Genomic DNA, 26,223 nt, shown 5'->3' on the forward strand with positions numbered 1-26,223 from the left:
CCGTAGCTCGCCCTGCTTGCTGTAGCAAGCAAAATGCTAACTCCCGCTAGCGTGAGTCCGCTCACCAGATCGACTTCACCACACCTACCGGCCGCCCGCCGCCGTTCACGGCAACTTCCACCTCGCCGTCAACCGAAACACCCAGCCGCCGCAGCGCGGAGACGAGCACCGGCACCCGGGCCCGCATCCCGCCGTCGTCGGCCTTTAGCGCGACCGCGCCCACGCCCGGCATGGCCGCGACCAGCACGCCCTCGGCGCCGCTCTTCACCAGCAGGCCCGGGACGATGCGCATGAGCCGCGTGTCGTCGCCGCCCTCGTCGCTGCCCGACACGAGCTCGGGATGCGCGCGCATCGCGTCGGCGACCGCCCGCTCGGGGGTGCCGGTCCCGGCCTCGACCAGGCGCTGGACGCCGGCCGCGAGGCCGCGCAGCGACAGCGCGAGCAGGGGTGCTCCGCAGCCGTCCACGCCGACCTCGGTGACCCGTTCCGCGGCAAGATCCTCCAGGGCCGCCTTGATCCCGAGTTGTACCGGATGTTCCGGCTCCAGGTAGGTCTCCAGCGGCCAGCCGTTGAGCGCCGCCGTCAGCAGCATCCCGGCGTGCTTGCCCGAGCAGTTCATGAACAGCCGCTCGCGGCCCCGCCCGGCGCGGATCAGCTCGTCGCGGGCGTCCTCCGACAGCGGATAGTCCGGGGGGCATCCGAGGGCGGACTCGGGGATTCCGGCCTCTTCGAGCACATGTCGTACCGCCTGAAGGTGCACCGGCTGGCCACGATGGCTGGCGGCGACCACGGCGAGCCGCAGCGGGTCGAGCCGCAGCCCGGCCCGGAGCATGCCGGCCGCCTGCAGCGGCTTGTTGGACGAGCGCGGGAAGATCGCGCCCATCACGTCACCGGCCCAGGCGGTGACCTCTCCGTCGGCGCCGAGCACGACGACCGAACCGCTGTGCCGGCTCTCGACGAACCCGCTGCGGACGACCTCGGCGAGCGGCTCGCCACCCAGGTACGCGTCAGCCATTGTGCTTGATCCCCAGCAGCTCACGTGCGTCGGCCGCGCTCATCGGGGGCCGCTGCGCCAGCCGGGCGAATCCGGAGGCGCGGGCGACGAGCTGGGCGTTGCTCTCGACGGGCTGCCCCTTCGCGTACGTGACGGTGTCCTCCATGCCGACCCGCAGGTGCCCGCCCGCGGCCAGCGACGCCAGCAGCACCGGCAGGGTGCTCCGTCCGATGCCGGTCGCCGAGAACGTGGTGCCGCTGGGAAGATCGGCGAGCGCCTGCAGCCCCGCGGCAAGGGCCGGCACGGTGCCCGGCATGCCACCGGGGACGCCCATGACGAAGTCCACGTGCACGTGCCCGCCGCTGGGCAGGCCATGCTTGCCGAGCAGCCGATGCAGGCTGGTCAGCTGCCCGAGGTCGAAGATCTCGTACTCGGGGACGATCCCCCTCTCCTGCATCCTCGTGTGCAGCTCGACGACGAACCCCCACCGGTTGAGGAACACGTCGTCGCCGAAGTTGACGGTGCCCATGGTGCAGCTCGCCATGTCCGGCTCGGCGTCGAGCACCCGGAGCCGGTCCTCCTCGGGGTCGGTCACGGCACCGCCGCTGGACAGCTGGACGATGAGGTTCGTCTCGGCCCTGAGGGCGGCGACGGCCTCCTTGAGGCGGCCGAGGTCGAGGGTGGGGTTGGTGTCGTCGTCGCGGAGGTGGACGTGGATCACGCTCGCCCCTACCGCTTCGCACTCTTTGCCGGTCGCGACCAGCTCGGCCAGGGTCACCGGCAGGGCTGGCACGTCTGATTTGCGGGATTCCGCACCGGTGGGAGCCACCGTGATCAACGTCGTTGTCATCACGGCCCGATCCTGCCACGCCGCGCGGCTGACCACCGCATTCTCGCTGGGCGGCCGCTCGGGGGCCCATGATCGACAGAGCCTCCTGGTCGCCGGAGGTCTCCACCGATCATGGGCCCGCCTGAGCCCGCGGCCGGCGGTCCGTGCCGGTCGCGGGTCAGGACGGGTCGATGGCGGCGGTTGAGGGCCCCACCTGGAGCACGGCGTCCGCGGCCACGTTCTGCTTCACCACGGCCAGGGCGATCATCCCCAGCTCGTAGTGGCGCACCGCCGTGCCGACGAAGCCGATCGCCCGGCCCGCCAGCTCGACCGGCGTGTGGCGGGCGGGCAGTTCGTCGGTGGTCACGCCGTCGAGGTGCAGGAGTGCCAGCTTGCGGGGCGGACGGCCCAGGTGATGGACCCGGGCGATCGTTTCCTGGCCGCGGTAGCAGCCCTTCTCCAGGTGGACCGCCGCGGCGGTCCAGCCCACCTCGGCCGGCAGGGTGCGGTGGTCGGTCTCGAAGCCGAAGCGCGGGCGGCGGGCGGCCACCCGCAGGGCCTCGAACGCCCAGATGCCCGCCGGCGGGAGGCCGGCCGCGGCCACCAGGTCGGGGACCGCGGCCCGTGGGACCAGCAGGTCGGCGCCGAAGGGCATCCGGCGGGCCCAGCCGTCCAGGTCGGGTAGGCGGGCCGCGGAGTAGCGGACCGTCGGGCGCGGTGGGACGGTGCCCGTGGCGAACTTGGCCTCGGGGACCGGGACCGAGTCGGGCGGGAGCAGCGGGCCGACACCCAGCGTGACCAGGGCCTCGTCCGTCTGGGGGCCGACGATCGACAGCAGCGCCCAGTCGTCGGTGACGTTCGCGGGCTCCACGCGCATCAGGAAGCGCATGCGGTTGAGGAAGTCGAGCAGGCCGTCGCCGGCGCCGGGCTCCAGGTCGAGCCAGGTCGTCCCGCCGTCGTCGGTGAGGACGGCGTGGTGCTCCACGTGGCCGTGCGGGGAGAGGACCAGCAGCTCGGAGCCGGTCATCGGCGGCAGGGACTCCAGGTGCTGGGTGGTCAGGCTGTGCAGCCAGCCCAGCCGGTCGGCGCCGGGGACGGCCAGCACGCTGCGGTGCGAGCGGTCGACCAGGCCCGCCTCGGTGTCCAGGATGCGTTGCTCGCGGTTGGGGTCGCCGTAGTGGGCGACCGCACCGGCATCGGGATCGGTCGGGTCGAGGGCGGCGACGGGGACGGCGCTCAGCATGATGCTCCTTCCGGCGCGCACTTGCCGCAGAGCCCGAAGAGGGCGACGTGCCCGATGTCGAGCCGGAACCCGCGCGTGTCGAGCAGCTCGCCGGACAGGCCGTCAAGCGTGCTCGTCGGCAGCTCCTCCACCGAGCCGCAGCCGCGGCAGACCAGGTGGGCGTGCGAGTGCTCGCCCACCGGGTGGTAGGTGGGTGCCCCGTGGGACAGGTGCGCGTGGGTGATCAGCTCGAGCTCTTCGAGGAGCTCCAGCGTGCGGTACACCGTGGTGATGTTGACCCCGGCGGCGCGCTCGGCGACGTCGGCGTGGATCTGATCGGGAGTCGCGTGGCGCAGGCGATACACCGCTTCCAGCACCAGCTGCCGCGGCGCGGTCAACCGCAAGCCACGCGACCTCAGGACCTCGGCCAGTTCCTCCACGGGATAAAGGCTAGCCCGCCACCCGCTCGAGTCGCGCCCACAGATGGGACTGCAGCTCCTGCCCCACCGCGGCGAGATCGAAGGTGTACAGCAACGCCCCGTCGATGATCCCGTAGAGCCGCTGGCCGCCACGGACCTCCTTGGCGGTGGCCGTCCGGCCGATGCCGTCGGTCGCCATCTGCCACTGGGTCGTGCTGCGGGTCACACCGGCATACAGCTCGACGATGCCCGTGGGCGAGCACGTGACGACCTCGAGCTCGTCGGTCGCCTTGCCGTCCTTCATCACCGGGCGCCAGAAGCCGGTCTCGCGCTGGGCGGGCCGGATCGGCGTCCCGTCGTACTCGATGATCCAGGCGCGCGACTCGTAGAACAGGAACGGCCGCCCGTCGTGGCTGAAGCGCATCTCGACGGCGAAGTGGAAGCCCTCGATCGTCGGGTAGTCGCCCTCGCCCCGCCCGCGCCACACGCCCACCAGCGGGAGCATGCCCAGCAGCGCCGGATGCAGGTCCGGCCCCGTCCGCAGGTCGTGCGTCTCCTCATACGGATACTCGCCCACCGGGGCCAGACCGGCCCACGGCGGCGGCTCGACCTCAGTCACCAACGCCCCCTCGACACCCGCACCGCGAGATAGATCAGCCCGCCGGCCAGCCCGCCCATGCCGGCGACCAGCAGGCTGACGAACCCGATCTCGGTAACCATCCCCCCGATCCTATGCTGCGAGGCATGACACGTTCTCTCGTCGTCAAGGCAACCGCCGGGGCGGACGCCCCGGAGCGCTGCTCGCAGGCGTTCACCGTGGCCGCGACCGCCGTCGCCGGCGGGGTGCCCACCTCGCTCTGGCTGACCGGCGAGTCGGCCTGGTTCGCGCTGCCCGGGCGGGCCGAGACCTTCGAGCTGGCGCACGCCGCGCCGCTCGCCGATCTGCTCGACTCGATCCTGGCGGGTGGCACGGTGACCCTGTGCACGCAGTGCGCCGCCCGCCGCGGCATCGGCCCGGAGGACGTGATCCCGGGCGTCCGGATCGCGGGCGCGGCCGTGTTCGTCGAGGAGGCCCTCCAGGACGACGCCCAGGCCCTCGTTTACTAAGGCGATCCGTAGGTGGCCCGCGGCGGCAGGCCGAGCTCTGCCCGCAGGCCGTTCTCCGTGTACCGCAGCGGGTGCGCCGGATCGACCTCGTTCGGCGTCCCCGGGTCGCCGTCGTGGTCGATCGGCAGGCCGACCGCCTGGCGCTCGAGGTTGGGCACCGGCGCGCCGTTGGCCACGTCCCGGCCGCTCGCCCCGTTGTACGGCCGGTGATTCGAAATACCGTGTGCGTGATCGTAGACGTGCGCCATTTCGTGGAAGAGGGTCACGATCGGCGGCGCCGAGCCCGGGAGCCCCTGCCAGCCGGGGTTGTAGCGGATCGCCTCCGGCCGGGCGTAGCCGTTCGCGTCCGTGGTCTCGCGGATGACCACGACGTCGAGCGCCGCGAGCATCTGCTGGCCGGTCGGCGAGGCGCGCAGCAGGTCCAGGTCGGCCGCCACGCGCTCCTCGAACTCGCGGTCGCCGTCGGGCACGACCAGCGTTCCGAGATCGCCGCGGATCGGCGTGGCGACGAGCCGCTCGACGCCGCCGACGGCGTCGTCGGCCTGGCCGAAGAGGCGGTCGTCGCCGTCCCCGCCGGTGACCGCGTCGGCGCCGTCCCCGGAGTACAGGACGTCGTCGCCCGGGCCGCCGTCGAGCGTGTCGGCGCCGCGCCCGCCGGACAGGACGTCGGCGCCCGCGCCGCCGTCGAGCCGGTCGTTGCCCGCCCCGCCCTCCAGGAAGTCGGCGCCCTCGCCGCCGCGCAGGACGTCGTCGCCGGACAGACCGTACACGGTGTCGTCGCCCGCCCCGCCGTCGACGAGGTCGCGGCCGGCGCCGCCGTCGGTGTAGTCCCGGCCGTCCTCGCCGAACACCGCGTCGTCACCCCGGTTGCCGGTGAGGTCGTCGTCGCCGGCGCCACCGCTGAGCAGGTCGTCGCCGAGCCCGCCGGCGACCGTGTCGTCCCCGGCCCCGGCGAACAGCAGGTCGTCGCCCGCGCCGCCGTCGACCTCCTCGGCGGCGTCGCTGCCCCAGAGCCGGTCGTCGCCGGGGCCGAGCACGGCATGCTCGGCGGTTGGCCCGCCGGGGCCGAGCGACACCCGGTCGTCGCCCCAGCCGGCGACGACCGTGTCACTGCCCGCGCCCGCCAGCAGGGTGTCGTCGCCGGTCGAGCCGGTGAGCCGGTCGTCGCCGTCGCCCCCGAGGACGGTGACCGCGCCGCCGCCGGTCACCCGGACGGTGTCGTTGCCACCCCCGGTGCGGACCACGACGCGGGCGCCGGCCGGCACGGTCATCGCGACGCCGCCGACCACGACCGCGTCGCCGCGGATCTCCACGACGTCGTCGCCGTCGCCGGTGTTGACCAGGTAGAGGCCGCCGGCCGCGAACCCGTCGGCGTCCCGGGCGGCGGGGACCAGCCAGTCGTCCATGCGGCCGGCGGCGATCGCCGCCCAGTCGCGACGGAGGTCGGCCCACTCCCGCCGGGCCGCCGACAAAGCGGTACCCAGTTGCAGCAGCCCCCGGTCGACGTCGGCCCGGATCGCGGTCGCCTCGGCGTCGGGCGCCTGCCGGGTGAAGGCGTCGTCGAGGGCGGCCTGGCCGCGGCGCAGCAGCGCGGCGATCCCGTCGAACGCGACCGCCGTCGCGGTGGCGGTCGCGGCTGCCCGCTCCAGGTCGGCGCCGAGCCGGGCGCGGTGCGACCGGTACGTGTCGGCCGTGTCGCCCGCCCAGGCGACCGGCGCCGCCGCCCGGTCGAGGAGGTCGCGGGCGCCCCGGAGGTCGGCGGCCACCGCCCACCAGACGCCGGCCGCGGCGGCGGGCGCGGACGGATCGGCCCGCAGGTCCCAGGCAGCCATCAGCGGCCGGGTCCGCGGGAGCCGCCCAGCCGCGAGTCGGCCGCCACGTCGGCCGCGCGGTAGGCGAACGCCGTGCGCAGCAGGGCGTCCGCGTCCACCTCCAGCGCCGCCGCCAGACTGCTCACCGCGTCATGGGCGTCGGCCAGCAGTCCGTCGGCCGTGTGGGCCACGCCCGCCGCGGCCGGGAGGTCACCCAGCGCGGACGACGGGACCGGCAGGTGGCGGAAGCCGGCCCGGTAGCGGGCGCCGGCACGGTCCGCCGCGGCCAGGCTCGCCGTGGCCAGGTCGACGAGCGTGCTGGGATCGACCCGGATCTCTTTCCCCATAGGCCGCAGGGTAGCTAGGCCACCCCGCGGCCCGCGGCCCGATCAGGCCGAATAGTCAAGACCGACCTTTGCCCGTACAACGTCCAAAACCCGAAGAATCTCCAGCGTCTCGGACAGCGGGATCAGCGGGCTCTCGGTCAGGCCCTCGCGGAGGCAGCGCTGCACCTCGGCCGCCTCGAAGTGGTAGCCCAGGCCCTCGAACGGCATCTCGACCCGCTCGGGCTCGTCGCCCCGCCAGAGCGTGTACTCCGGCGGGCAGAAGAAGTCGCGCGGGATCTCGAACCGGCCCGTTGTGCCCGTGATCGTGGCCCGGCGCGCGCTGTCGCCGAGCAGCGAGCAGGTCAGCGCGGCCACCGCTCCCGACTCGTAGCCGAACAGCATGCCGGTGTTCTCGTCGACACCGCCCGAGCTCATCCGCGCCCAGGCGTGGATCTCGCTCGGGGCGCCGAGGAACAGGTGCGCGAACGTCACGGGGTATATCCCGACGTCGTAGAGGCCCCCGCCGCCGAGCGCCCGGTTGCGCAGCCGGCCGGTCTCCTCGAACGGACCCTGGATGCCGAAGTCGGCGTGCACGCTCACCAGGTCGCCGATCGCGCCGTCGGCGATGAGCCCGGCGATGCGGCGGATGACCGGGAAGCAGCGCATCCACATGGCCTCCATGAGGAACACGCCGGCCGAGCGGGCGGTCTCCACGAGGCGCTCGGAGGAGGCGACGTCGAGCGTGAACGGCTTCTCGGTGAGCGTCGCCCGGCCGGCGCCGAGGGACAGCATCGTCGCCTCGTAATGCGCGGTGTGCGGGGTGGCCACGTAGATGGCGTCGACGCCGTCGTCCTCGACCAGGTCGCGCCACGAGCCGTGGGCCCGCGGGATGCCGTGTGCCTCGGCGAATCGCTGTGCGGATTCGGTACTGCGGGATCCCACCGCCACAACCTCGGCATCCGGCAGCAGGCGAAGGTCCTCGACGAACTTGGTGGCGATGACGCCGGTGGACAGGATGCCCCAGCGAATGCGGTCGGCCATGGCGAGAGCGTAGTCCTCCGTGGTTGGGTCCATGATCGACCGGGTATCGGGGGGCGGTGAAACCTCGTGATCGCCGCCCGGACGGGGTGTCGGACCGGACCGTCGAGGGCCTCGGCAAGCTCAGCGAGGCGCTGGAGACGGTGGAGCGCGCCCGCGGGCGCCTGTACGACCTGCACCAGCTCATCGGGCACGCCGACCTCATGCTCGACGAGGCCGTGGCGCTGCTGCGCGCCGCCGGGCACGACCCGCTCGCCGACCGCATCGACACGGAGCTGATCGGCCGCAACGTGATCCCGGGCCGCTGGACGTTTCAGCTCGTCGAGGAGTTCGACGACGGCTACTACGCGCTGTTCCGCGAGCTGGAGCGGGAGGCCCGCGACGAGCTCGTTCAGGGCCGCCGGCACGTCTTCGAGGCGGAGATGAAGGAGGCTCGGCGCACCCACGGCGCACCCGGCCACGAGGCGACCCCTTAGCGTTGCCTCATGGTGGAGTACCGGTTGCCGCCCGCGCTGGCGGAACGAGCCCGACGGTTCGCGGAAGAAGGTGGCGTACCGGCTGAGGTGCGCCTGGCCAGCACGGTGGTGCTGCTGCGCGAGCCGTTCGAGGCCTACCTGATCCGGCGGGTGCCGACGATGGCGTTCGCGGCGTCGATGTACGTCTTCCCCGGCGGTGGCGTCGATCCCCGGGACGCCGCCGTGCACCCCGGCTGGGCCGGCCCGGCGCCGGACGAGTGGGCGCGGCGGCTGCGGCTGGAGGAGTCGGTGGCCCGGTCCGTCGTCTGCGCGGCGGTGCGGGAGGTGTTCGAGGAGTCCGGCGTCCTGCTGGCCGGGCCGTCGCCGGAGACGGTCGTCGGCGACGTGAGCGGCCCGGAGTGGGAGGAGGCCCGGCTCGCGCTCATCGCGCGGGAGTTCGGCTTCGCCGACTTCCTCAGCCGCCGGGGGCTGGTGCTGCGCAGCGACCTGCTGGTGCCGTGGTCGCGGTGGATCACGCCGGAGTTCGAACCCCGGCGCTTCGACACCTACTTCTTTCTCGCCCTGCTGCCGGAGGGGCAGCTGACCCGCGACGTCGGCGGCGAGGCCGACGCCACGGTCTGGTGCGCGCCGGCCGACGCGGCGGACGGCCGGTTCACCATGCTGCCGCCGACCGTCCACACGCTCTCGGAGCTCGCGGCGGCCGGCAGCATCGCGGCGGCCCTGGCGGCGGCGCCGGCCCGGGATCCGGCCGACGCCATCCGCCCTTTTTAGCCGAAGCGGCCCGTGATGTAGTCCTCGGTCTTCTTCACCGAGGGGTTGGTGAAGATCTTCGCCGTGTCGTCGTACTCGATGAGCCGGCCCGGGTCGCCCGTCTTGTCGATCGAGAAGAACCCGGTCCGGTCCGAGACCCGGGCCGCCTGCTGCATGTTGTGCGTGACGATCACGATCGTGTACTGGTTCTTGAGCTCGGTGATCAGGTCCTCGATCGCCAGCGTGGAGATCGGGTCGAGGGCCGAGCAGGGCTCGTCCATGAGCACGACCTGCGGCTCGACCGCGATGGTGCGGGCGATGCACAGGCGCTGCTGCTGACCACCGGACAGGCCGGCGCCGGGGCGGCCGAGCCGGTCCTTGACCTCGTTCCACAGGTTGGCGCTGCGCAGCGCCTTCTCGGCGACCTCTTCGAGGACCGACTTCTTCTTCACGCCGTTGAGGCGCAGGCCGGCGACCACGTTCTCGAAGATGGACATCGTCGGGAACGGGTTGGGCCGCTGGAAGACCATGCCGATCATGCGGCGGACGGCCGTGACGTCGACGTCACGGTCGTAGATGTTCTGCCCGTCGATGAGGAGCTGACCCTCGATCCGCGCGTTGGGCAGGACCTCGTGCATGCGGTTGATGGACCGCAGGAACGTGGACTTGCCGCAGCCGGACGGTCCGATCAGCGCGGTGACCGACTTGGGCTCGATGGTCATCGAGACCCCGTCGATCGCCTTGAACGAGCCGTAGTACGACGTGACGCCGTGGGCTTCGATCCGCTTTGCCATTTGGGGGGCTCCAGTGTCTATCGAGCGAGCTTGTTCCGGCGAGCGAGCAGCTTCGCCGCGACGGTGAGGACCAGCACGAGCACGACCAGTGTGAGAGCCGCCGTCCAGGCCCGCCCGGGAGCGAACTCGGAGGCCACGCCGGCCTGCTGGAACACGTACAGCGACAGCGAGGACTGACCGCCGCTGAACACGTTGAAGTTGATCGCGCTGAGGCCACCGGCGACGAGCAGGACCGGGGCCGTCTCGCCGGCGGCGCGGGCCACGGCGAGCATGACACCGGTGACGATGCCGGGGCCGGCGGTCGGCAGCACGATGCTGGTGATCGTCTTCCACTTCGGCACGCCGAGCGCGAAGGCACCCTCCCGCAGCGCGGTGGGCACCAGCCGCAGCATCTCCTCGGTCGAGCGGACCACCGTCGGCAGCATGAGCACGCTGAGCGAGAGGGCCGCCGCGAAGCCGGAGTACTCCGGCCGGCCGTCGTTGTAGAGCGGCGTGATCGTGAAGACCCAGAACGACAGCACGAACAGACCGGAGACGATCGACGGGATGCCGGTCATGACGTCGACGAAGAAGCGGATCGCGTTGGCCAGGAAGCCGCGCCCGTACTCGACGATGTAGACCGCGCCCATGATGCCGAGCGGCACCGTGATCAGCGTGGCGATGCCCGCCTGCTCGATCGTGCCGACGATCGCGTGGTAGGCGCCGCCCTTCTCGTCGAACACGCCGATGTTGTTCATCGAGGTGTTGAAGAAGTTGGCGTCCAGGCGGGAGGTGCCCTTGCTGAGCAGCGTCCAGACCACCGAGATCAGGGGCAGCAGCGCGAGGATGAACGCACCGTAGATCAGGATGGTGGCCATCCGGTTGCGGGCGGACCGGCCGCCCTCGACGAAGGTTGCCGCGACGCCCATGAAGATCACGAACAGGAGCGCGGCGACGACGCCGGTGAGGATCATCCCGCCGTACGACGTCAGGTAGACCAGCACGAACGAGACGGCGATCGCCGCCGCGGCGGTCGCCCAGGGCGCCCACGACGGCAGCGACTTGACGCGCAGCTGGTGAGCGTCCTGGAAGCCCAGCCGGGTGGGTGTTTCGACGCTCATCATGCGCTCCCGACAAACTCACGGCGCCGGTACACGATGGCCCGGGCGGCCATGTTGACGACCAGCGTGATGGCGAACAGCGCCAGACCGGAGGCGATCAGCGCGCCGCGGCCGAACTCGTTGGCCTCGGCGAACCGGTTGGCGATGTTCGAGGCGATCGTGACGCCACCGGGGCCCAGCAGGTCGAAGTTGATGGCGAACACGCTGCCGAGGGTCAGCGCCAGGGCGATCGTCTCGCCGAGCGCGCGGCCCAGGCCGAGCATGACCGAGGCGATGATGCCCGCCTTGCCGTAGGGCAGGACGGACGTGCGGATCATCTCCCACTTGGTCGCGCCCAGGGCCAGCGCGGCCTCCTGGTTCTCCGGCGGGGTCTGCATGAAGACCTCGCGGGAGAGGGAGGTGACGATCGGCAGGATCATGATCCCGAGGACGATCGAGCCCAGCAGGACCGACTTCCCGTAGGGACCCTCGCTGCCGAAGATCGGCAGCCAGCCGAACGTGTCGTGCAGCCACTTCGAAAGGTTGCTCACCGGCTCGTAGAAGTAGTCGCGGCCCCAGAGGCCGAAGACGACGCTGGGGACGGCGGCGAGCAGGTCGATGATGAAGCCGAGGGTGGTGGCGACCCGGCGGTGCGCGTAGTGCGAGAGGCACAGCGCGATGCCGAGCGCTACCGGCACGGCCAGCAGCAGCGCCAGGAAGGCGGTGAGGATCGTCCCGAACACCGTCGCGGCGATACCGAACTTCGGATCGTCACCGTCGGTGAACCACTCCTTGTAGGTGAAGAAGTTCGCGTTGTCATCACTGATGGCCGGGATGGCCTTGACGATGAGGAAGACGGCGATGGCGGCGATGATGACCAGCACCATCGAGCCGGCAGCCGTCGCGGTGCCGCGGAAGATGACGTCCCCGCCGAATCGCTTGCGCGGCGGAAGACCACCACCTCCGCCGGGCGAACCGGCGGAGGTGGCAGGCAGAGTCTGCTGGCTCAACGAGGTTCCTGTCAGGCCAGGTTCTTGACCGAGGTCTCAACCTTGGCCCGGACCGACTCGGGCAGCGGGGCGTAGCCCAGCTTGTCGAGCACCTTCTGGCCGTCGGCGCTGGCGGTGTAGCCGAGGAAGCCCTTGACGAGCGCGAGCTTGTCGGCCGCGGTGCCCTTGCTGCAGACGATCTCGTAGGTCACCAGGATGATCGGGTAGGCCCCGGCCTCCTTGGTGGCGTAGTCGATCGACAGCTTCAGGTCGTCGCCGGTGCCGGTGATCTTGGCGCCGGCAACGGTCTTGCCAGCGGCCTCACCGGTCAGCGCGGTGTACTCGCCGGCGCCGTTGTAGACCTTCGCGGTCGCGAGGCTGTTGGTCTTGGCGAACGACCACTCGACGTAGCCGATCGAGCCGGCGCTCTTCTTCAGCGCGGCGGCAACGCCGTCCGACTTCTGCTCACCCTGGCCGCCCGGGGCCTTCCAGACCTTGTCCTTGCCGAAGGTCCAGTCGCTGGCCGCGGTCTTGGTCAGGTAGTCGGTGAAGTTCTCCGTGGTGCCCGACGAGTCCGCGCGGTGCACGGCCAGGATCGGGGTCGACGGCAGCGTCGCGCTGGGGTTGTCGGCCTTGATGGCCGCGTCGTCCCAGGTCTTGACCGAGCCGTTGAAGATCTTCGCGAGCGTCGCCGGCTTGAGCTGCAGGTCCTTGACGCCGTCGAGGTTGTAGGCGATCGCGATCGGGCCGGTGACCATCGGCAGGTTGAGGGCCGGGCTGCCACCGCAGCGCGCGGTCGACTTCGTGGTCTCGTCGCCGTCCTTGAGGGCGGAGTCCGAGCCGGCAAAGTCGGCGGTGCCGCCGGTGAACGCGGTGATGCCGGCGCCGGAACCGGTGCCCTGGTAGTCAATCTTGGCGCCGGAGCAGGCCTGCTGGTAAGCCTTGATCCACTCGTCCATCGCGTTCTTCTGGGCGGACGAGCCCTGAGAGGTCAGCGAGCCGGTCGCACAGGCAATGCTGCCACCACCGGCGGCGCCGGACGAGCCGGCGGCACCCGGGGTGCTGGGGGTCTCGTTGTCCGAGCCGCACGCGGCGAGCGCGAGCGTCGCGGTGATCGCGATGCCGGCGATGAGGCCGTGCCGCTTGAGGTTCACTGCGGTCCCTTCGTCGGGATGTTCCGTCTTCCGTGACCTGGGGAGGTATGTCGGAAGGCCGACGCAGGTCGTCGACTGCAAGCGACGCTAAGAGCGGCAGGTAACCTTCCCGCCCGGAGAGGGTGAACGCAGGGTGAACAGGTCCAGGGCGACAGGTGACGCCTGGTCGGAGGACAGTTGGCCATTGGGTGAACTGCCCAGCCGAGGTGCACTGTGTCCGTTTTGGGGCGTCAACGTCTAGAGCGTGCGCTGGAAGGAAACATCGTTCGACCAACGGACGAAACCCAGCCGTTGATAGAGCGCGACGGCGCGCGTGTTGCTCTCGTCGACGTACAACATCACCTGGGTGAGGCCGCGGGCGCGAAGGTACCAGAGACCGGCCAGCGTCAGCGCCTTGCCGAGCCCGCCGCCGTGCGCGTCGGGCGACACGCCGAGCACGTAGACCTCGCCGATCGGGTCGTGCGCCTCGTGCCCGTGCACCTTCGTCCAGTGGAAGCCCAGCAGACCGCCGTCCCGCTCCGACTCCGCCAGCAGGAAGCCCTCGGCGTCGAACCACGGCTCCCGCAGTCGCACGTGAAGGTCCTCGAGCGTCCACTTGCCCTGCTCGGGGTGGTCGGCGAAGGCGGCCGCGTTGAGCGCGAGCCAGGCCTCGTCGTCCACGCCGGGCCGGAACGCCCGCAGGCGGACGCCCTCGGGCATGCGCACCTCGTCGAGCGGGGCGAACAGCGAGCGGCGCAGCTGCAGCAGCACCCGGGTGCGGTCGAACCCGAGCCGGATGGCGAGCGCCGACGCCGACGGGTGGTCGCCGTGCGCCCACAGCCGCAGCCGCCCGTCGTTGCGCTCGTCGGCGACCCGCATGGCCTCGGTCACCAGCGCGCGGCCGATGCCGTGGCGGCGGTGCAGCGGGTGCACGACCAGCTCCGCCGCGGCGCCCTCGACGGCGTCGGTGGTGTCGATGTGCGCGTAGCCGACGACCCGGTCGCCCTCATACGCCAGCAGGTGGATCGCCGGCGCCTCGCCGCCGTGGCGCAGGTGCAGCACGACGTGCTCGGACAGCGGCAGCGCGCCGTCGGTGTCACCCGCCGCCTGCATGAGCCGCTCGACCTGAGCGATCTGATCGGGGTCCAGGTGTTCGAAGCGCTGCAGCACGACGTCAATGTAACCGGCGGAGGGCGATCAGACTCTTACCGGCTCCGACTCGTGGAGCGGGCGCGCCGGCGGGACGACGAACTTGTAGCCCACCTGGCGGACGGTGCCGATCATCGACTCGTACTCCGAGCCGAGCTTGGCCCGCAGCCGCCGGACGTGCACGTCGACGGTGCGGGTGCCGCCGAAGTAGTCGTAGCCCCAGACCTCGCGCAGCAGCTGGTCGCGGGTGAACACCCGGCCCGGGTGCTGGGCGAGGAACTTCAGCAGCTCGAACTCCTTGTAGGTGAGGTCGAGCGGGCGTCCCTTGAGCTTCGCCGCGTAGGTGTCGGGGTCGATCGAGAGCTCGCCGGCCTTGATCATGCCGCCGCTCGCCGCGGCCGCCGAGTTGAGCCGGCCGACGGCCAGGCGCAGCCGCGCCTCAATCTCGGCCGGGCCGGCGGTGGCGAGGATGACGTCGTCGAGGCCCCAGTCGGCGTGCAGCGCGACCAGGCCGGCCTCGGTGACGACGGCCAGCAGCGGCACACCGAGCCCAGTGGCGTGCAGCATCCGGCACGTGGCCCGCGCGTCGGCGAGCTCGGTGCGGGCGTCGACGACCACCGCGTCGGGGCTGGGCCCGCTCACCAGCGTGCGCACGTCGCGAGGCGCGGTGCGCACCGTGTGGGGAAGCAGGTCAAGGCCCGGTAGGACCACCTGCCCCGCGGGCGCCGCAGTCAGCAGCAGAATCTCCACGAGTCACCTCCGTCGCCGCGGCGCAGTGTCCCGGCAACACTGACGGGGTTGTGGGTGTATCCCGCACGAGAATATCTGAGTATTCACGTTTTGCTAGCTGCCCGACCGCGGATCGAGACAGTTGGGTGAGCCACACCCCGCCGTTTCCGTCGACATGATATGGGCCCACCCGTGCGGTCCCGGGGTCCCCCCTTCTGGCACGATCGGGGCGTGCCCGCTACCCCGCCCCCCACCGAGGACCACGGCGCCTGGCCCCCGGCCGCCGAGCCGTCGTCCCGCCGCCACCGGGAGGACGACGAGCCGGCGCCCGATGAGCCTGTCCCGTTGCCACCGGTCCGGCGATTCCTGTCGCTCGGCGTCGCCGGGTTCGCGGCCCTCGTCATGATCGGCCTGGTGGTCGGCGCGCAGACCCCCCACGAGTCGTATGCCGTGGTGATCTTCGGCGTGCAGGCGCTGTTCGTCGCTGTGTGGACGGTCGCCAGCCGGCCGCCGGCCCCGCGCGTGGTGGCGACCGTCGGCCTGGCCGTGGCGATCGGCACCGACTTCGCCGCCGTCTGGACCCGCCCGGCGTCGCTCGCGCCGCTGGCCTACGTCACCGCGGCCGGCTTCATCATCGGCGTCGTCGGGCAGCTCACCCGCCCGGCCGGCCGCCAGCGGGTGACCGAGTCGCTCGGGTCGTCACTCCTCGTCACCCTCGGGGTGGTGTCCCTGGCCAGCCTGGTGGTGCTCGGCCGCATCCCGCACGGCACCCAGGCGATCGTGGCCTGCGTCGCCGCGGCCGGGATCGCGCTGTTCATCGCCCGGATCGTCGACGCGATCGTGCCGCTGCCGCGCATCGCGCCCCAGGTGCCGCGGGGCGGCGCCGGTGTGGTGCTCGGCGCGATGGTGGGCACCGCCGCCGCCGGCGCCATCGGCAACTACCTCGAGGGGCTCGATCCCCTGCCGGCCGCGCTGGCCGGCCTGGCCACGGCGATCGTCGCGGTGATGGTCGACCTGTCGGTCGGCTATGCGGACGCGAGCCGGGTGATCGACGGCGACGAGCCGGCCTTCTGGCTCGCCCGGCACATCCAGGGTCCGATCGGCGCGTTCGCGTTCGCGGCGCCGGCGGCCTACGTCGCCAGCTCACTGCTGATCCTGTGACGGGTTGCCACGGTACGAAATCCTGGTGACTGGGTACGGTCGTTCTAGCCGGCCAAGAGCCGAAGGCCGCGGCCCAAATGGAAGAGTCCTACATCTTCGGAAGGGAGCGCCGTGGCGGCGAGTCGAGGGGCCAAGGCCGGCATCGTGCTGGTCGTCCTGGCCATCATCCTGTGCGGCGTGCTCTTCGTGGTGGACCGCATCGCGGCCTCGGCGGCGGAGGACCGCATCACCGAGGAGACGCGCAACCAGCTGGCCGCCAACGAGGTGACGTACCAGGGTGGCCCCAAGGTGGACGTGACCGGGTTCCCCTTCCTGACGCAGGTCGTCGCCGGCGAGTACAAGAAGATCACGATCTTCCTCGACCAGCCGAAGATCCAGAACGTCAAACTGAACGACCTCACCGTCGAGGCGCGGTCGGTGCGGGCCGACGCCCGCGACCTGATCAACGGCAGCGGTGACGTCACCGCCGGAGTCGTCGTCGGCACGGCGTCGATGAGCTGGGAGAACGTGCGGCCGCTGCTGGAGCTCGCCGGTCTGCCGTCCCAGATCGACCCGTCGCAGGTGGACCTGAAGGTCGTCAACAACAAGATCGAGATTCGGATTCCGCTGCAGTACCAGGGATTCACCATCACCCTGCTGGCGCGCGGCAGCATGGTCGTCGAGACCGGCAAGGTGCGGCTCAAGCTGGAGTCGGTGACGTCGGAGGAGGGCAACCTGCCGCCGGTGGTCAACAACTTCATCAAGGCCAACCAGGGCCGCCTGCAGGTCGCACTGCGCCTGCCGGGCCTCCCCTACAACCTCGTCATCAACAATGTCCAGAGCACGGACGCGGGACTTCAGGTCACCGCCTCGGCGGAAAACGTCAAGCTGACCGGACAGTGACCTGGCGGACGCTGGGCCGACCCGCCCGGCGATGCTAGGCTGCCAGACCATGAGCATGCTGCTCACTCGACGGCGCGCGGTCGACCTGTGCCGCGTGGCCACCTGTCTGTGTTGCCGCTCCTGATGGTGCGGCTGCTCAGCGTGCTCTCATAACGGCTCGAGGCAGCGGCGCCCCAGACCGATGGGTTTGGGCCGTGCATTTTCTCTTCTCGCCGGCAACGCAGACCCATCGCCGAAACCGTGATCCGTCCCCTCGGGTCGCGCGCGGCGTGGTGCACACCCCGACCCGTGTGTCGACTCGACCCACCCCAAAACGTCCCTGGGAGAGAGAACACTCATGAGTCGCGAGTCCGCCCTGGTCACGGCCGACTGGGCCGAGCAGAACGTCGGCACCGACAACGTCGTCTTCGTCGAGGTCGACGAGGACACCTCCGCCTACGACGGCGGCCACATCCCCGGCGCCGTCAAGATCAACTGGAAGACCGAGCTGCAGGACCAGGTCCGCCGGGACTTCGTCAACAAGGAGCAGTTCGAGGCGCTGCTGTCCAGCAAGGGCATCGGCAACGACGACACCGTCATCCTCTACGGCGGCAACAACAACTGGTTCGCGGCGTACGCGTACTGGTACTTCAAGCTCTACGGCCACGGCGACGTCAAGCTGCTCGACGGCGGCCGCAAGAAGTGGGAGCTCGACGCCCGTCCGCTGAACAAGGACGACGTCACCCGCCCGGCCACCACCTACGTCGCCGCCCACGACCAGGACCTGTCGATCCGCGCCTTCCGCGACGACGCCGTCAAGGCGATCGGCGTGGCCAACCTGGTCGACGTCCGCTCCCCCGACGAGTACGCGGGCCGCCTCCTCGCGCCGGCGCACCTCCCGCAGGAGCAGGCGCAGCGCCCCGGCCACATCCCGACCGCGGTGTCGGTGCCGTGGAGCAAGGCCGCGAACGAGGACGGCACGTTCAAGTCCGACGACGAGCTGCGCTCGATCTACGCCGCCGCCGGCCTCGACGACAGCAAGGCGACCATCGCGTACTGCCGGATCGGCGAGCGCTCCTCGCACTCCTGGTTCGTGCTGAAGGAGATTCTCGGCCACAGCGACGTGCGCAACTACGACGGCTCCTGGACCGAGTACGGCTCGCTGGTCGGCGTGCCCGTCGCGGTCGGCGACGAGCCCGGCCAGGCCTGAGAGGGGATCGGATCATGAGCACTGTTGACAGCTGCGGCGCGCCCGAGCAGAGCGCGCCCATCCCGGCGAGCGTGGACGTGGAGAAGGAGACGGTGATCACCGGCGTGGTGAGCTCCGGCGAGGGCCCCGTCGGCGGCGCCTACGTCCGCCTGCTCGACTCCACCGGCGAGTTCACGGCCGAGGTCGTCACCTCGCCGGCCGGCCAGTTCCGCTTCTTCGCCGCCCCGGGCACCTGGACGCTGCGCGCCCTGTCCCGCCAGGGCAACGGTGACGCCACGCTGGCCGCCGACCGCGGCATCAACGAGGTCGCCGTCTCGGTCGGCTGAGACCCTACCGGTAAACGGGACGCCGCTCGCCGGGCCCAACCCCGGCGGGCGGCGTCGCGCGTCTCAACTGGCAGGATGGCGGCCGTGAAGCGTCGCTGGATCATCGCCGGTACCGCCGCGTGGGCCCTCGTCATCGGCGGGCTCGCTTACTTCTCGTACCGGTACGATTCGCCCACGGCTCGCGACCAGACCACGATCGCCGAAGCCCTGCCGACGCTTGATACAGCGCTGGGGTCGGTCTATGCGGCCCTCGATCCGGCGTCGTCCGTGGCGGTGCTGTCGGGGTACACGCGCACGGACCAGAGCTGCCGGGTGACCTCGGCCCGCGAGGGCACCCGGTTCGAGCGGATCCTCATGGTGTACGTCAAGAGCAGCGAAGAGGGCCCCACCATCGACCGGGTCAAGTCCGCGCTCCCGGCTTCGTACAAGGCCTCGGTCAGCCACACGCTCACCACGCACACGCTGAGCGCCGATGCCGGCAACTTCGTCCTCCTGCGGGGCGGCATGGTGGCCGCGGGCCAGCTCCGGTTCACGGCGGACACGGGCTGCCGGGTGCAGGACGCCCCGGTCGTGGAGGCGACCCCGCAGTCCGAGAAGGCCAACCGCGCCCCGGTCCAGGCGGTGCTGGACACGCTGGGCAAGCCCGCGTCGTCCTGGCAGACCCACCGCCTGACCTGCCCGTCGGGCGGCACGCTGTGGACGGTGGAGGCGAAGGCCCCGGTCACGGACGACACGAAGGCCCGCACGACGGTCCCGCCGTCGGCGGTGGTACTGGACACCGAGAAGCTCTTCGCCTACCGGGCCGGCGAGGCAGGCGCGTCCCTCCGCAAGGACACCGACTCGTTGACCATCACGTCGACGGCCGGCTGCTGACGCCGCGGTTTGCGGGACAAATCGCCCAAACTGGCGATCGGTCGGCCACCTGCTCCGCCCGCGCCATGATCAAGGGAAACTTCTGGCTGCCAGAACGACCAGGAGCTTCCCTGGATCACGAGACGGCCCAGCGCGCACACGGCCCAGCGGCCGCGGACGCGGGCACCGCCGGCACAGGCACCGCCGACACGGGCATGTCGCCGCAACAAATCGCCGAAACGGCTCCCGCTCAACCGGCCCGCCGACCACGCCATGATCCATGGAGACTTCTGGCTGTCATGGCGACCAGAAGTCTCCATCGATCATGGAACGGGGCTCGACCCACAACGCTCTGGCGGCGGAACTCTCCGGGCCACCCGCCATCGACGCCACGGCCGGCCAGCACCACCGCCGGCCGGCGCGACAACCGGCCAGCACCACAAAATTGGCCGGCGCCACGGACCGGCCGGCGCCACGGACCGGCCAATGCCACAGCCGGCCAGCGCCACAGAGCAGCGCCGTGGGTTGCGACCGACCACGCCCCGGTCACCGAGCTCGGAGTCGGCTCCCCCCGGCCGTGACCGGCGACCCGGCCCGTGACCGGCGACCCGGCCCGTGACCGGCGACCCGGCCCGTGACCGGCGACCCGGGCGGTGAGCGGCGGCCCGGGCGGTGAGCTACGAGGCGCGGAGGCGCTTCAGGGCGCCGCGGACCAGGTCGGGCTTTGTCGTGTACCAGAACGGGGGGAGGGACGCGCGCAAGTATGCCCCGTAGGAGCGGGCCGTCTCCAGGCGCGAGTCGAGCACCGCCACCACGCCCTTGTCCGTGTTCGCGCGGATCAGCCGGCCCACGCCCTGGGCCAGGCGGACCGCGGCGATCGGGACGCTGATCGCGGCGAAGCCCGAGCCGCCCGAGGCGTCGACGGCGGCGGAGCGGGCGGCGGCGAGGGGCTCGTCGGGGCGCGGGAACGGGAGGCGGTCGATGATGACCAGCTGGCAGGCGTCGCCCGGGACGTCGACGCCCTGCCAGAGGGACATCACGCCGAGCAGGCAGCTGTTGCGGTCCTCGCGGAACTTGCGGACCAGGATGGGCAGCGCCTCCTCGCCCTGCAGCAGGATCTTGATGCCGGGGGTGCGGGCGCGCAGGACCTCGGCGGCGCGCTCGGCCGCGCGGCGGGAGGAGAACAGGCCCAGCGCGCGGCCGCCCAGGGCCTCCACCAGCTCGACCATCTCGTTGGCGGTCGCGTCGGGCAGGCCGGAGGTCTGCGGGCGGGGCAGGTGGGCGGCGACGTAGAGGATGCCCTGCTTCGCGTAGTCGAACGGGGAGCCGACGTCGAGCGAGTTCCAGGTCAGCTCGTCGCGGGCGGCGTCGGCGCGGATGACCGCCTCGCGCGCCGCGTCGGCCGGGGAGCCGGGGGCCGCCGGGGACGCGGGCGGGGCGACCGGCAGGCCGAGGGAGCGGGCCACGGTGTCGAACTGGCCGCCCAGCGCCAGGGTGGCCGACGTGGCCACGACCGTCCGCTCGTGGAACAGGTGCACGTTGAGCGTGCCGGCCACCGACAGCGGCGCGATGACGACGGCGCGGCGGCCGCGGTCGTCGCGCTCGATCCAGGTGACGTCGTGGTCGGCGTTGGCGAGCATGCGCTGGGCGACCTTGGTCAGGTCGGTGATCATCGTCTTGGCCTGCTGCTTGCGGACCGGGTCGGCGTCGTCGGCCTTGACCTCGCCGATCGCGTCGAGGGCCTTGCGGCCGCCGGCGTCGAGCAGCGTCAGGGCCTCGGCGAGCGGGGTGGGCAGCGCGCCCGTGATCCGGCCGGCTGGGGCGTCGGCCAGGGCGACCGTGAGCGCGTCGCCCGCCTCCATCAGGCGGTCGGCCACGTCGTCGTCGACGTAGGACCGGCAGCGCCGGGCCGAGCGCTCCAGCAGGTCGGGCGTCAGCTCGGCCTGGGAGGCGGAGCTGACCCGGTCGGCCAGCTCGTGCGCCTCGTCGACGACCAGCAGCTCGTGCGGCGGGATGATCTGCCGGCCGGTGAGCATGTCGACGGCGAGCAGGCTGTGGTTGGTCACCACGACGTCGACCTCGCGGGCGCGCGCCCGGGACGCCTCGGCGAAGCACTCCGCGCCGTAGGGACAGCGCTGCGCGCCGACGCACTCGCGGGCCGGCATCGAGACCATCTTCCACGCCGAGTCGTCGACGCCCGGGTCGAGCTCGTCGCGGTCGCCGGTCTCGGTCTCCATCGCCCAGTCGCGCAGCCGGTCGATCTGCTTGCCGAGCCGGCCGGCCTCGCCGAGCCACTTGGTCTGCTTCGACTCCCCCACGTCGAACAGCGCGTCGTCGGGCTCGTCGGCCGAGGTGCCCTCCAGCCGGGCCAGGCACAGGTAGTGGTGGCGGCCCTTGAGCACGGCGAACGTCGGCTTGCGCCGCAGCAGCGGCTCGACCGCCTCGGCCAGCCGCGGCAGGTCGTGGTCGACCAGCTGGGACTGCAGCGCCAGCGTGGCGGTCGACACCACCACCGGCCCCTTCACCAGCAGCGACGGCACCAGATAGGCCAGGGACTTGCCGGTGCCCGTGCCGGCCTGCACCAGCAGGTGCTCCTCCCGGTCGACGGCGGTGGCGATGGCCTCGGCCATCGCGTGCTGCCCGGGCCGCTCGGCGCCGCCGGGCACCGCGCCGACGGCCGCGGCGAGAAGGTCGGAGACGGAGGCTTTCACGTCAACGCACGCTACCCGCTCCGTACGACAGAATTCCCACATGACCCAGGTGCGCGTCGTCTACCGCAAGTTCGACGGATCCCTCCACTGGAACTACGAGACGAGACTCCTCGGCGAGGACGACCACGGCATCTGGGTCGGCGCCGACAGCGGCACGATCGTCCACCGTGGACCGACGCGCACCGGCCCGGTGGAAGGCCCCCACGTGCTGCTCTTCCCGCGGCAGAGCTGGTGGACGGCCTGCTTCAACGCCGCGCCCCACCGCACCGAGATCTACTGCGACATCACCACCGTGCCGCACTGGCTCGGCGAGACCGAGGTCACCGCGATCGATCTCGACCTCGACGTACGGCGGAGAAGAGCCGGCGCCGTGGAGCTGCTGGACGAGGACGAGTTCGCCGCCCACCAGGTGAAGTACTCGTACCCGCCCGACGTCGTGGCCGAGGCCGAGGCCAGCGCCGCCTGGCTCTTCGAGAACGTGCGCGACCGCAACGAACCCTTCGGCTCGAAGTACCACGAATGGCTAGAACTCGTCGTCTAGCCCCGTGAGCTTCGCGGGGTTGAGCTGGTTGTAGACCCCCGTCACCAAACCGGAAGGGCTGATCGCGAGGCTGGACACCGCGTAGCCGTCGCCCATCCGCATCACGATCCCCAGGTCGCCGTTGACCAGCGCGGGCATCACCTCGTAGCCGAGTCGGCGCGCCTGCCGGTACAGGCCGAGCACGAACCGGCCCACCTGCAGCGCGCCCTCGACGGGCCGCCTCGCCGCCGGGCCGATCCCGCCGCCGTCACCGATCGCGACGACGTCGGGCGCGAGCACCTTGAGCAGCGCGTCGAGGTCGCCCCCGGCGGCGGCCGCGGTGAACGCGGCGAACACCTCCGCCTGACGAGCGCGGGAGGTGGTGTGGCGGTGTTCGCCGGCCGCGACGGCTCGACGCGCGCGGGACGCCAATTGCCTGGCGTTCTCAGCGGTGGTACCGAGGGTGCCCGCCACCTCGCCGAACGGCACCGCGAACACGTCGTGCAGCACGAACGCCACCCGCTGCTCCGGGCTGAGCGTGTCGAGGATCAGCAACAGCGCGAGGCTCACGCTCTCGCTCAGCGCGACCGACTCGCCGGGATCGGCACCCTGGTCGGGCAGGCGCTCCACGATCGGCTCGGGCAGCCACTGCCCCACGTACGCCTCGCGCCGCACCCGCGCGGACCGCAGCAGGTCGAGGCAGAGCCGCCCGGTCACCGTGGTCAGCCAGGCCCGCAGGTCGACGATCTGGCCCTGGTCCGCGGCCGCATACCGCAGCCAGGCCTCCTGCACCACGTCCTCGGCATCGGCCCGGCTGCCCAGCATCCGGTACGCGACCCCGAACAGGTGGCCGCGATGCGCGCTGAACGCGTCAGTCACGGGGTCAATTCAACCAGCGTTTGTCCGTCGGGCGATATGTACGTTAAGTACGATTTGCGAATGAGCAATGGACTGGCCACGGTCGCCGGCGGCCTCGTCGGTCTCGCGGCGCTGGGCGCGCTCGGTGCCGCCACCGCGGCGCGCGCCCGCCGGGGGAAGCCCTACCTCGCGCGCGGCCTCTACGTGGCGATCGACGGCCCGGTCGACCCGGCGGTCGCCGCGGCCCGGGCCGGCTACGCCGGGGTCGAGGTCGGCGTCCGGCTCGTCGCCGGCGAGCTGCGGCTGACCTGCGCGATGCCGCCCGGCGAGGAGCCGCCGACGTTCGAGCAGGCGGTGCTGACGCCGCTGGCCAACCGGGTCGCCGGCAACGCGCTCGGGCGCGTGCACCCACGCCGGGCCGAGCCGTTCCTGCTGCTGGTCCGCTCGGAGACGGGCTCGCCGTACGAGGTGCTGGCCCGGCTCCTGCGCCCACACGGTGCGATCCTCACCACATTTCTGGGCGGCCGCGTGATCCCGGGCGCGATCACCGTTCTGCTCACCGGGCCGCACTGGTCGCGGGCCGACCTGCTCGGCGCCTACGAGCGGCACGCCTTCCTGGAGGGGCGCTTCAGCGACCTGGAGCCGGGCGGGCTGCCCGTCACGGTCGCGCCGATGGTGAGCGACGCGCTCGCGTCCCGGCTGCGGTACGACCCGCACGAGGAGTGGCCGGAGTTCCCGGCCGAGGCCCGGCACATCGTGCGCTCCCTGGTCAGAGCCGCACACGGCGACGGCCGGCGGGTGCGGTTCGTCGATGTGCCGGAGTCGCCCCGCCGGGTCCGCACGGCGTTCTGGCGGGAACTGCAGGCGGCCGAGGCCGACCTGATCGGCAGCCGGCACCGGGTGGCGCTCGCGCGGTTCCTGCGCCGGCCCGTCCGGCGCGAGTTCAAACACCGCGCGGAAACGATGCGATACGCGCCGGAGCGGCTAACCAGCCAAAGGTGAACCCCAGGTAAACGCGACATGAACGGCCTGCTGGCGGGGGCTGGCGCCTCGGCGTCGATCTAGGCTTACCCCTACGATTCACCCAGCCGGGGGATGCCCGGCTCCCCCGTTACCGACGATCGAGGTCCTGCTGTGCGGTTGAGGCTTCGTCCCAGCGACGATTCGTTCTACGAGTTCTTCAGCCGTGCGGCCGCGAACCTCGTGAAGGGCACGGACCTGCTCTCCGAGCTGGCTCTGCCGGGCGTCGACGTGCAGTCGGTGAGCGAACGCCTCGTCGAGGTCGAGCACGACAGCGACGCGATCACGCACGAGCTGTACAAGAAGATCAACTCAAGCTTCATCACCCCGTTCGACCGCGAGGACATCTACCGGCTCGGGTCGCTGCTCGACGACGTGATGGACCACCTGGAGGCGGTGGGGAGCCTCCTGTACCTCTACGGCCTCACCAAGCTGCCCACGCTCCCCCGCGAGATCCACGAGATCGTCAAGGTGCTCGACCAGCAGTCCCGCCTCACCGCCGAGGCCATGCCCCGGCTCAAGACCATGAAGGGTCTCGAGGAGTACTGGGTCGAGTGCAACCGGCTCGAGAACGAGGGTGACAGCGCCTACCGGATGGCCCTCGTGCGGCTGTTCTCCGGCGAGTACGACGCGTTGACCGTGCTCAAGATGAAGGAGGTCGTCGACGAGCTGGAGGCGGCCTGCGACGCCTTCGAGCACGTGGCGAACACGGTCGAGACGATCGTGGTCAAGGAGTCCTAGCCATCGACGCGCAGCTCGTCGCGGTCGTCGCCGTCATCGTGGTGGCGCTGGCCTTCGACTACACGAATGGTTTTCACGACGCCGCGAACGCCATCGCCACCTCGGTGTCGACGCGCGCCCTCACTCCGCGGGCCGGCCTGCTCATGGCCGCGGTCGGCAACTTCGTCGGCGCCCACCTGGGCGGTCACGTCGCCAAGACGGTCGGCAGCGGCATCGTCGACCTCCCGGCCGGCCTGTCGAGCCTGGGCGTGGTCTTCGCCGGCGTCATCGGGGCGATCGCCTGGAATTTGATCACGTGGTACTTCGGGATCCCCTCATCCTCGTCCCACGCCCTCTTCGGCGGCCTGGTCGGCGCCACCCTCGGCGCCGTCTGGCTGGGCCACGACGGCAAGGTGCTCTGGGGCGGCATCCTGGAGAAGGTCATCATCCCGATGGTCGCCTCGCCCCTGGTGGGCTTCCTGCTGGGCGGCATCGTGATGCTCGCCATCATGTGGATCTTCCGCCGCGGCCAGCCGCGCAAGCTGACCCGCGGCTTCCGCCTGGCCCAGACGGTCTCCGCCGCCGCGATGTCGGTCGGCCACGGCATGCAGGACGCCGCGAAGACGATGGGCATCGTGGTCCTGGCCCTGTACGCGGGCGGCTACCAGGACAACACCACGCACATCCCGGAGTGGGTCTTCCTGGCCTCGTCCACGGTGCTGGCCCTGGGCACGTACGCGGGCGGCTGGCGCATCATCCGCACCCTCGGCCGCAAGGTGATCGACCTGGACCCGCCGCAGGGCTTCGCGGCCGAGACGGTGGCCGCGGGCGTCCTGTTCACGACGTCGCAGCTGGGCCTGCCGATCTCGACGACCCACACGATCACGTCCGCCATCATGGGCGTGGGCGCGACGAAACGCCTGTCGGCGGTCCGCTGGAACGTGGCGGGCAACATCGTGACCGCATGGGTCCTGACCTTCCCGGCCGCGGCGCTGATCGCGGTGTTGTCCTACCTGGCGGTCCGCCCCCTGTTCTGAGTCGACCTTGGAAGTTTTCGGTCGCCCCGGCGACGGGAATCTTCCAAGGTCAACGCGACCGCCCGGCCCCCGCTAGTCGGAGGAGACGATCACGGCGTCGGG

At 71.6% G+C, this 26,223-nt stretch carries 30 protein-coding genes; 13 read left to right on the forward strand and 17 right to left on the reverse strand.

The window, feature by feature from the left end; genetic code table 11:
- Window positions 1-61 precede the first annotated feature (61 nt).
- From IEZ31_RS42515 to mtfM, 6 genes are all read right to left on the reverse strand, one after another.
- A complete protein-coding gene (locus IEZ31_RS42515; protein WP_190255812.1) occupies window positions 62-1,015 on the reverse strand; it encodes an asparaginase in 954 nt (317 codons plus the stop codon).
- The gene (locus tag IEZ31_RS42520) at window positions 1,008-1,844 is read right to left on the reverse strand and encodes a beta-keto acid cleavage family enzyme (RefSeq protein ID WP_190255813.1); all 837 of its coding nucleotides are present in this window, start codon (window positions 1,842-1,844) and stop codon (window positions 1,008-1,010) included. Before IEZ31_RS42520 ends, IEZ31_RS42515 begins: the two co-directional genes overlap by 8 nt.
- Before the next feature lie 157 nt (window positions 1,845-2,001).
- The gene (gene ygfZ / locus IEZ31_RS42525) at window positions 2,002-3,066 is read right to left on the reverse strand and encodes a CAF17-like 4Fe-4S cluster assembly/insertion protein YgfZ (protein WP_190255814.1); all 1,065 of its coding nucleotides are present in this window, start codon (window positions 3,064-3,066) and stop codon (window positions 2,002-2,004) included.
- Window positions 3,060-3,485, reverse strand: a complete 426-nt coding sequence (locus IEZ31_RS42530) for a Fur family transcriptional regulator (protein ID WP_190255815.1) — start codon at window positions 3,483-3,485, stop codon at window positions 3,060-3,062. Before IEZ31_RS42530 ends, ygfZ begins: the two co-directional genes overlap by 7 nt.
- Window positions 3,486-3,495: 10 nt before the next feature.
- Window positions 3,496-4,083, reverse strand: a complete 588-nt coding sequence (locus IEZ31_RS42535) for a heme-binding beta-barrel domain-containing protein (RefSeq protein ID WP_229836593.1) — start codon at window positions 4,081-4,083, stop codon at window positions 3,496-3,498.
- Window positions 4,080-4,184 (reverse strand): small membrane protein MtfM, encoded by a 105-nt coding sequence (mtfM, locus tag IEZ31_RS58375; protein WP_268241736.1) that lies wholly within the window; start codon window positions 4,182-4,184, stop codon window positions 4,080-4,082. The genes IEZ31_RS42535 and mtfM overlap by 4 nt, the downstream gene beginning before the upstream one ends.
- A gap of 12 nt (window positions 4,185-4,196) precedes the next feature.
- Here mtfM and IEZ31_RS42540 point away from each other — a divergent pair, with 12 nt between their 5' ends.
- The gene (locus tag IEZ31_RS42540) at window positions 4,197-4,571 is read left to right on the forward strand and encodes a DsrE family protein (protein ID WP_229836596.1); all 375 of its coding nucleotides are present in this window, start codon (window positions 4,197-4,199) and stop codon (window positions 4,569-4,571) included.
- On the opposite strand, the gene IEZ31_RS42545 is transcribed toward IEZ31_RS42540, so the two are convergent.
- Genes IEZ31_RS42545 through IEZ31_RS42555 form a run of 3 tightly spaced genes read right to left on the reverse strand, consistent with a single transcriptional unit; the run spans window position 4,568 to window position 7,749 of the window.
- A complete protein-coding gene (locus IEZ31_RS42545) occupies window positions 4,568-6,403 on the reverse strand; it encodes a M91 family zinc metallopeptidase (RefSeq protein WP_190255817.1) in 1,836 nt (611 codons plus the stop codon). The two genes, IEZ31_RS42540 and IEZ31_RS42545, sit on opposite strands and share 4 nt — an antisense overlap.
- Complete coding sequence (locus IEZ31_RS42550) at window positions 6,403-6,729, reverse strand: hypothetical protein (RefSeq protein ID WP_190255818.1); 327 nt, start codon at window positions 6,727-6,729, stop codon at window positions 6,403-6,405. Before IEZ31_RS42550 ends, IEZ31_RS42545 begins: the two co-directional genes overlap by 1 nt.
- Window positions 6,730-6,771: 42 nt before the next feature.
- Window positions 6,772-7,749 (reverse strand): Gfo/Idh/MocA family protein, encoded by a 978-nt coding sequence (locus IEZ31_RS42555; protein WP_190255819.1) that lies wholly within the window; start codon window positions 7,747-7,749, stop codon window positions 6,772-6,774.
- Window positions 7,750-7,805: 56 nt separating this feature from the next.
- Here IEZ31_RS42555 and IEZ31_RS42560 point away from each other — a divergent pair, with 56 nt between their 5' ends.
- A complete protein-coding gene (locus IEZ31_RS42560; RefSeq protein ID WP_190255820.1) occupies window positions 7,806-8,222 on the forward strand; it encodes a hypothetical protein in 417 nt (138 codons plus the stop codon).
- A gap of 9 nt (window positions 8,223-8,231) precedes the next feature.
- Entirely contained in the window at window positions 8,232-8,993 is a 762-nt protein-coding gene (locus tag IEZ31_RS42565; protein ID WP_190255821.1) for an NUDIX hydrolase, read from the forward strand.
- On the opposite strand, the gene pstB is transcribed toward IEZ31_RS42565, so the two are convergent.
- From pstB to IEZ31_RS42595, 6 genes are all read right to left on the reverse strand, one after another.
- Window positions 8,990-9,766, reverse strand: coding sequence for a phosphate ABC transporter ATP-binding protein PstB (gene pstB / locus IEZ31_RS42570; RefSeq protein ID WP_190255822.1), 777 nt, complete (start codon window positions 9,764-9,766; stop codon window positions 8,990-8,992). The two genes, IEZ31_RS42565 and pstB, sit on opposite strands and share 4 nt — an antisense overlap.
- 17 nt (window positions 9,767-9,783) lie before the next feature.
- Complete coding sequence (gene pstA / locus IEZ31_RS42575; RefSeq protein WP_229836599.1) at window positions 9,784-10,866, reverse strand: phosphate ABC transporter permease PstA; 1,083 nt, start codon at window positions 10,864-10,866, stop codon at window positions 9,784-9,786.
- The gene (pstC, locus tag IEZ31_RS42580) at window positions 10,866-11,855 is read right to left on the reverse strand and encodes a phosphate ABC transporter permease subunit PstC (protein WP_229836602.1); all 990 of its coding nucleotides are present in this window, start codon (window positions 11,853-11,855) and stop codon (window positions 10,866-10,868) included. Before pstC ends, pstA begins: the two co-directional genes overlap by 1 nt.
- An 11-nt stretch (window positions 11,856-11,866) precedes the next feature.
- Window positions 11,867-12,988 carry a phosphate ABC transporter substrate-binding protein PstS gene (gene pstS, locus IEZ31_RS42585; protein ID WP_190255824.1) on the reverse strand — a complete coding sequence of 374 codons (1,122 nt, stop codon included), beginning with the start codon at window positions 12,986-12,988 and terminating at the stop codon, window positions 11,867-11,869.
- A 237-nt stretch (window positions 12,989-13,225) separates the two neighbouring features.
- Window positions 13,226-14,146: a mycothiol synthase gene (mshD, locus tag IEZ31_RS42590; protein WP_190255847.1), complete on the reverse strand. Its 921-nt coding sequence runs from the start codon at window positions 14,144-14,146 to the stop codon at window positions 13,226-13,228.
- 18 nt (window positions 14,147-14,164) lie between these two features.
- Window positions 14,165-14,866: a winged helix-turn-helix transcriptional regulator gene (locus IEZ31_RS42595; RefSeq protein WP_190255825.1), complete on the reverse strand. Its 702-nt coding sequence runs from the start codon at window positions 14,864-14,866 to the stop codon at window positions 14,165-14,167.
- Window positions 14,867-15,076: 210 nt separating this feature from the next.
- Between IEZ31_RS42595 and IEZ31_RS42600 the strand changes: the two genes are divergently transcribed.
- From IEZ31_RS42600 to IEZ31_RS42620, 6 genes are all read left to right on the forward strand, one after another.
- Complete coding sequence (locus IEZ31_RS42600) at window positions 15,077-16,006, forward strand: hypothetical protein (RefSeq protein ID WP_229836607.1); 930 nt, start codon at window positions 15,077-15,079, stop codon at window positions 16,004-16,006.
- Window positions 16,007-16,117: 111 nt separating this feature from the next.
- The gene (locus IEZ31_RS42605) at window positions 16,118-16,888 is read left to right on the forward strand and encodes an LmeA family phospholipid-binding protein (RefSeq protein WP_190255826.1); all 771 of its coding nucleotides are present in this window, start codon (window positions 16,118-16,120) and stop codon (window positions 16,886-16,888) included.
- A 55-nt stretch (window positions 16,889-16,943) separates the two neighbouring features.
- The gene (locus IEZ31_RS59570; protein WP_343869004.1) at window positions 16,944-17,012 is read left to right on the forward strand and encodes a putative leader peptide; all 69 of its coding nucleotides are present in this window, start codon (window positions 16,944-16,946) and stop codon (window positions 17,010-17,012) included.
- Window positions 17,013-17,225: 213 nt separating this feature from the next.
- Window positions 17,226-18,077 carry a sulfurtransferase gene (locus IEZ31_RS42610; RefSeq protein WP_190255827.1) on the forward strand — a complete coding sequence of 284 codons (852 nt, stop codon included), beginning with the start codon at window positions 17,226-17,228 and terminating at the stop codon, window positions 18,075-18,077.
- 14 nt (window positions 18,078-18,091) lie between these two features.
- Window positions 18,092-18,403 carry a DUF1416 domain-containing protein gene (locus IEZ31_RS42615; protein ID WP_190255828.1) on the forward strand — a complete coding sequence of 104 codons (312 nt, stop codon included), beginning with the start codon at window positions 18,092-18,094 and terminating at the stop codon, window positions 18,401-18,403.
- 84 nt (window positions 18,404-18,487) lie between these two features.
- Window positions 18,488-19,276: a hypothetical protein gene (locus tag IEZ31_RS42620; RefSeq protein ID WP_190255829.1), complete on the forward strand. Its 789-nt coding sequence runs from the start codon at window positions 18,488-18,490 to the stop codon at window positions 19,274-19,276.
- Window positions 19,277-19,932: 656 nt separating this feature from the next.
- Here IEZ31_RS42620 and IEZ31_RS42625 read toward each other — a convergent pair.
- Window positions 19,933-21,966, reverse strand: coding sequence for an ATP-dependent DNA helicase (locus IEZ31_RS42625; protein ID WP_373294773.1), 2,034 nt, complete (start codon window positions 21,964-21,966; stop codon window positions 19,933-19,935).
- A gap of 40 nt (window positions 21,967-22,006) precedes the next feature.
- Between IEZ31_RS42625 and IEZ31_RS42630 the strand changes: the two genes are divergently transcribed.
- Window positions 22,007-22,507, forward strand: a complete 501-nt coding sequence (locus tag IEZ31_RS42630; protein WP_190255831.1) for a DUF402 domain-containing protein — start codon at window positions 22,007-22,009, stop codon at window positions 22,505-22,507.
- On the opposite strand, the gene sigJ is transcribed toward IEZ31_RS42630, so the two are convergent.
- Window positions 22,490-23,365 (reverse strand): RNA polymerase sigma factor SigJ, encoded by an 876-nt coding sequence (gene sigJ, locus IEZ31_RS42635; protein WP_268241737.1) that lies wholly within the window; start codon window positions 23,363-23,365, stop codon window positions 22,490-22,492. The two genes, IEZ31_RS42630 and sigJ, sit on opposite strands and share 18 nt — an antisense overlap.
- Before the next feature lie 60 nt (window positions 23,366-23,425).
- Between sigJ and IEZ31_RS42640 the strand changes: the two genes are divergently transcribed.
- From IEZ31_RS42640 to IEZ31_RS42650, 3 genes are all read left to right on the forward strand, one after another.
- A complete protein-coding gene (locus tag IEZ31_RS42640; protein WP_190255832.1) occupies window positions 23,426-24,346 on the forward strand; it encodes a PI-PLC domain-containing protein in 921 nt (306 codons plus the stop codon).
- Between the two features lie 132 nt (window positions 24,347-24,478).
- Window positions 24,479-25,105, forward strand: coding sequence for a DUF47 domain-containing protein (locus IEZ31_RS42645; RefSeq protein WP_190255833.1), 627 nt, complete (start codon window positions 24,479-24,481; stop codon window positions 25,103-25,105).
- Between the two features lie 2 nt (window positions 25,106-25,107).
- A complete protein-coding gene (locus IEZ31_RS42650; protein WP_190255850.1) occupies window positions 25,108-26,121 on the forward strand; it encodes an inorganic phosphate transporter in 1,014 nt (337 codons plus the stop codon).
- Window positions 26,122-26,223 lie beyond the last annotated feature (102 nt).

Source organism: Dactylosporangium sucinum (genome assembly GCF_014647515.1).
Classification (GTDB): domain Bacteria; phylum Actinomycetota; class Actinomycetes; order Mycobacteriales; family Micromonosporaceae; genus Dactylosporangium; species Dactylosporangium sucinum.

Bases quoted from the DNA above. Each gene is read 5' to 3' on its own strand.
- pstA (WP_229836599.1), bottom strand. From the start codon at position 10,866: ATGAGCGTCGAAACACCCACCCGGCTGGGCTTCCAGGACGCTCACCAG.
- IEZ31_RS42555 (WP_190255819.1), bottom strand. From the start codon at position 7,749: ATGGCCGACCGCATTCGCTGGGGCATCCTGTCCACCGGCGTCATCGCC.
- IEZ31_RS42610 (WP_190255827.1), top strand. From the start codon at position 17,226: ATGAGTCGCGAGTCCGCCCTGGTCACGGCCGACTGGGCCGAGCAGAAC.
- IEZ31_RS42640 (WP_190255832.1), top strand. From the start codon at position 23,426: ATGAGCAATGGACTGGCCACGGTCGCCGGCGGCCTCGTCGGTCTCGCG.
- ygfZ (WP_190255814.1), bottom strand. From the start codon at position 3,066: ATGCTGAGCGCCGTCCCCGTCGCCGCCCTCGACCCGACCGATCCCGAT.
- IEZ31_RS42545 (WP_190255817.1), bottom strand. From the start codon at position 6,403: ATGGCTGCCTGGGACCTGCGGGCCGATCCGTCCGCGCCCGCCGCCGCG.
- mtfM (WP_268241736.1), bottom strand. From the start codon at position 4,184: ATGGTTACCGAGATCGGGTTCGTCAGCCTGCTGGTCGCCGGCATGGGC.
- IEZ31_RS42565 (WP_190255821.1), top strand. From the start codon at position 8,232: ATGGTGGAGTACCGGTTGCCGCCCGCGCTGGCGGAACGAGCCCGACGG.
- IEZ31_RS42515 (WP_190255812.1), bottom strand. From the start codon at position 1,015: ATGGCTGACGCGTACCTGGGTGGCGAGCCGCTCGCCGAGGTCGTCCGC.
- IEZ31_RS42550 (WP_190255818.1), bottom strand. From the start codon at position 6,729: ATGGGGAAAGAGATCCGGGTCGATCCCAGCACGCTCGTCGACCTGGCC.
- IEZ31_RS42540 (WP_229836596.1), top strand. From the start codon at position 4,197: ATGCTGCGAGGCATGACACGTTCTCTCGTCGTCAAGGCAACCGCCGGG.
- IEZ31_RS42630 (WP_190255831.1), top strand. From the start codon at position 22,007: ATGACCCAGGTGCGCGTCGTCTACCGCAAGTTCGACGGATCCCTCCAC.
- IEZ31_RS42615 (WP_190255828.1), top strand. From the start codon at position 18,092: ATGAGCACTGTTGACAGCTGCGGCGCGCCCGAGCAGAGCGCGCCCATC.
- IEZ31_RS42520 (WP_190255813.1), bottom strand. From the start codon at position 1,844: ATGACAACGACGTTGATCACGGTGGCTCCCACCGGTGCGGAATCCCGC.
- pstB (WP_190255822.1), bottom strand. From the start codon at position 9,766: ATGGCAAAGCGGATCGAAGCCCACGGCGTCACGTCGTACTACGGCTCG.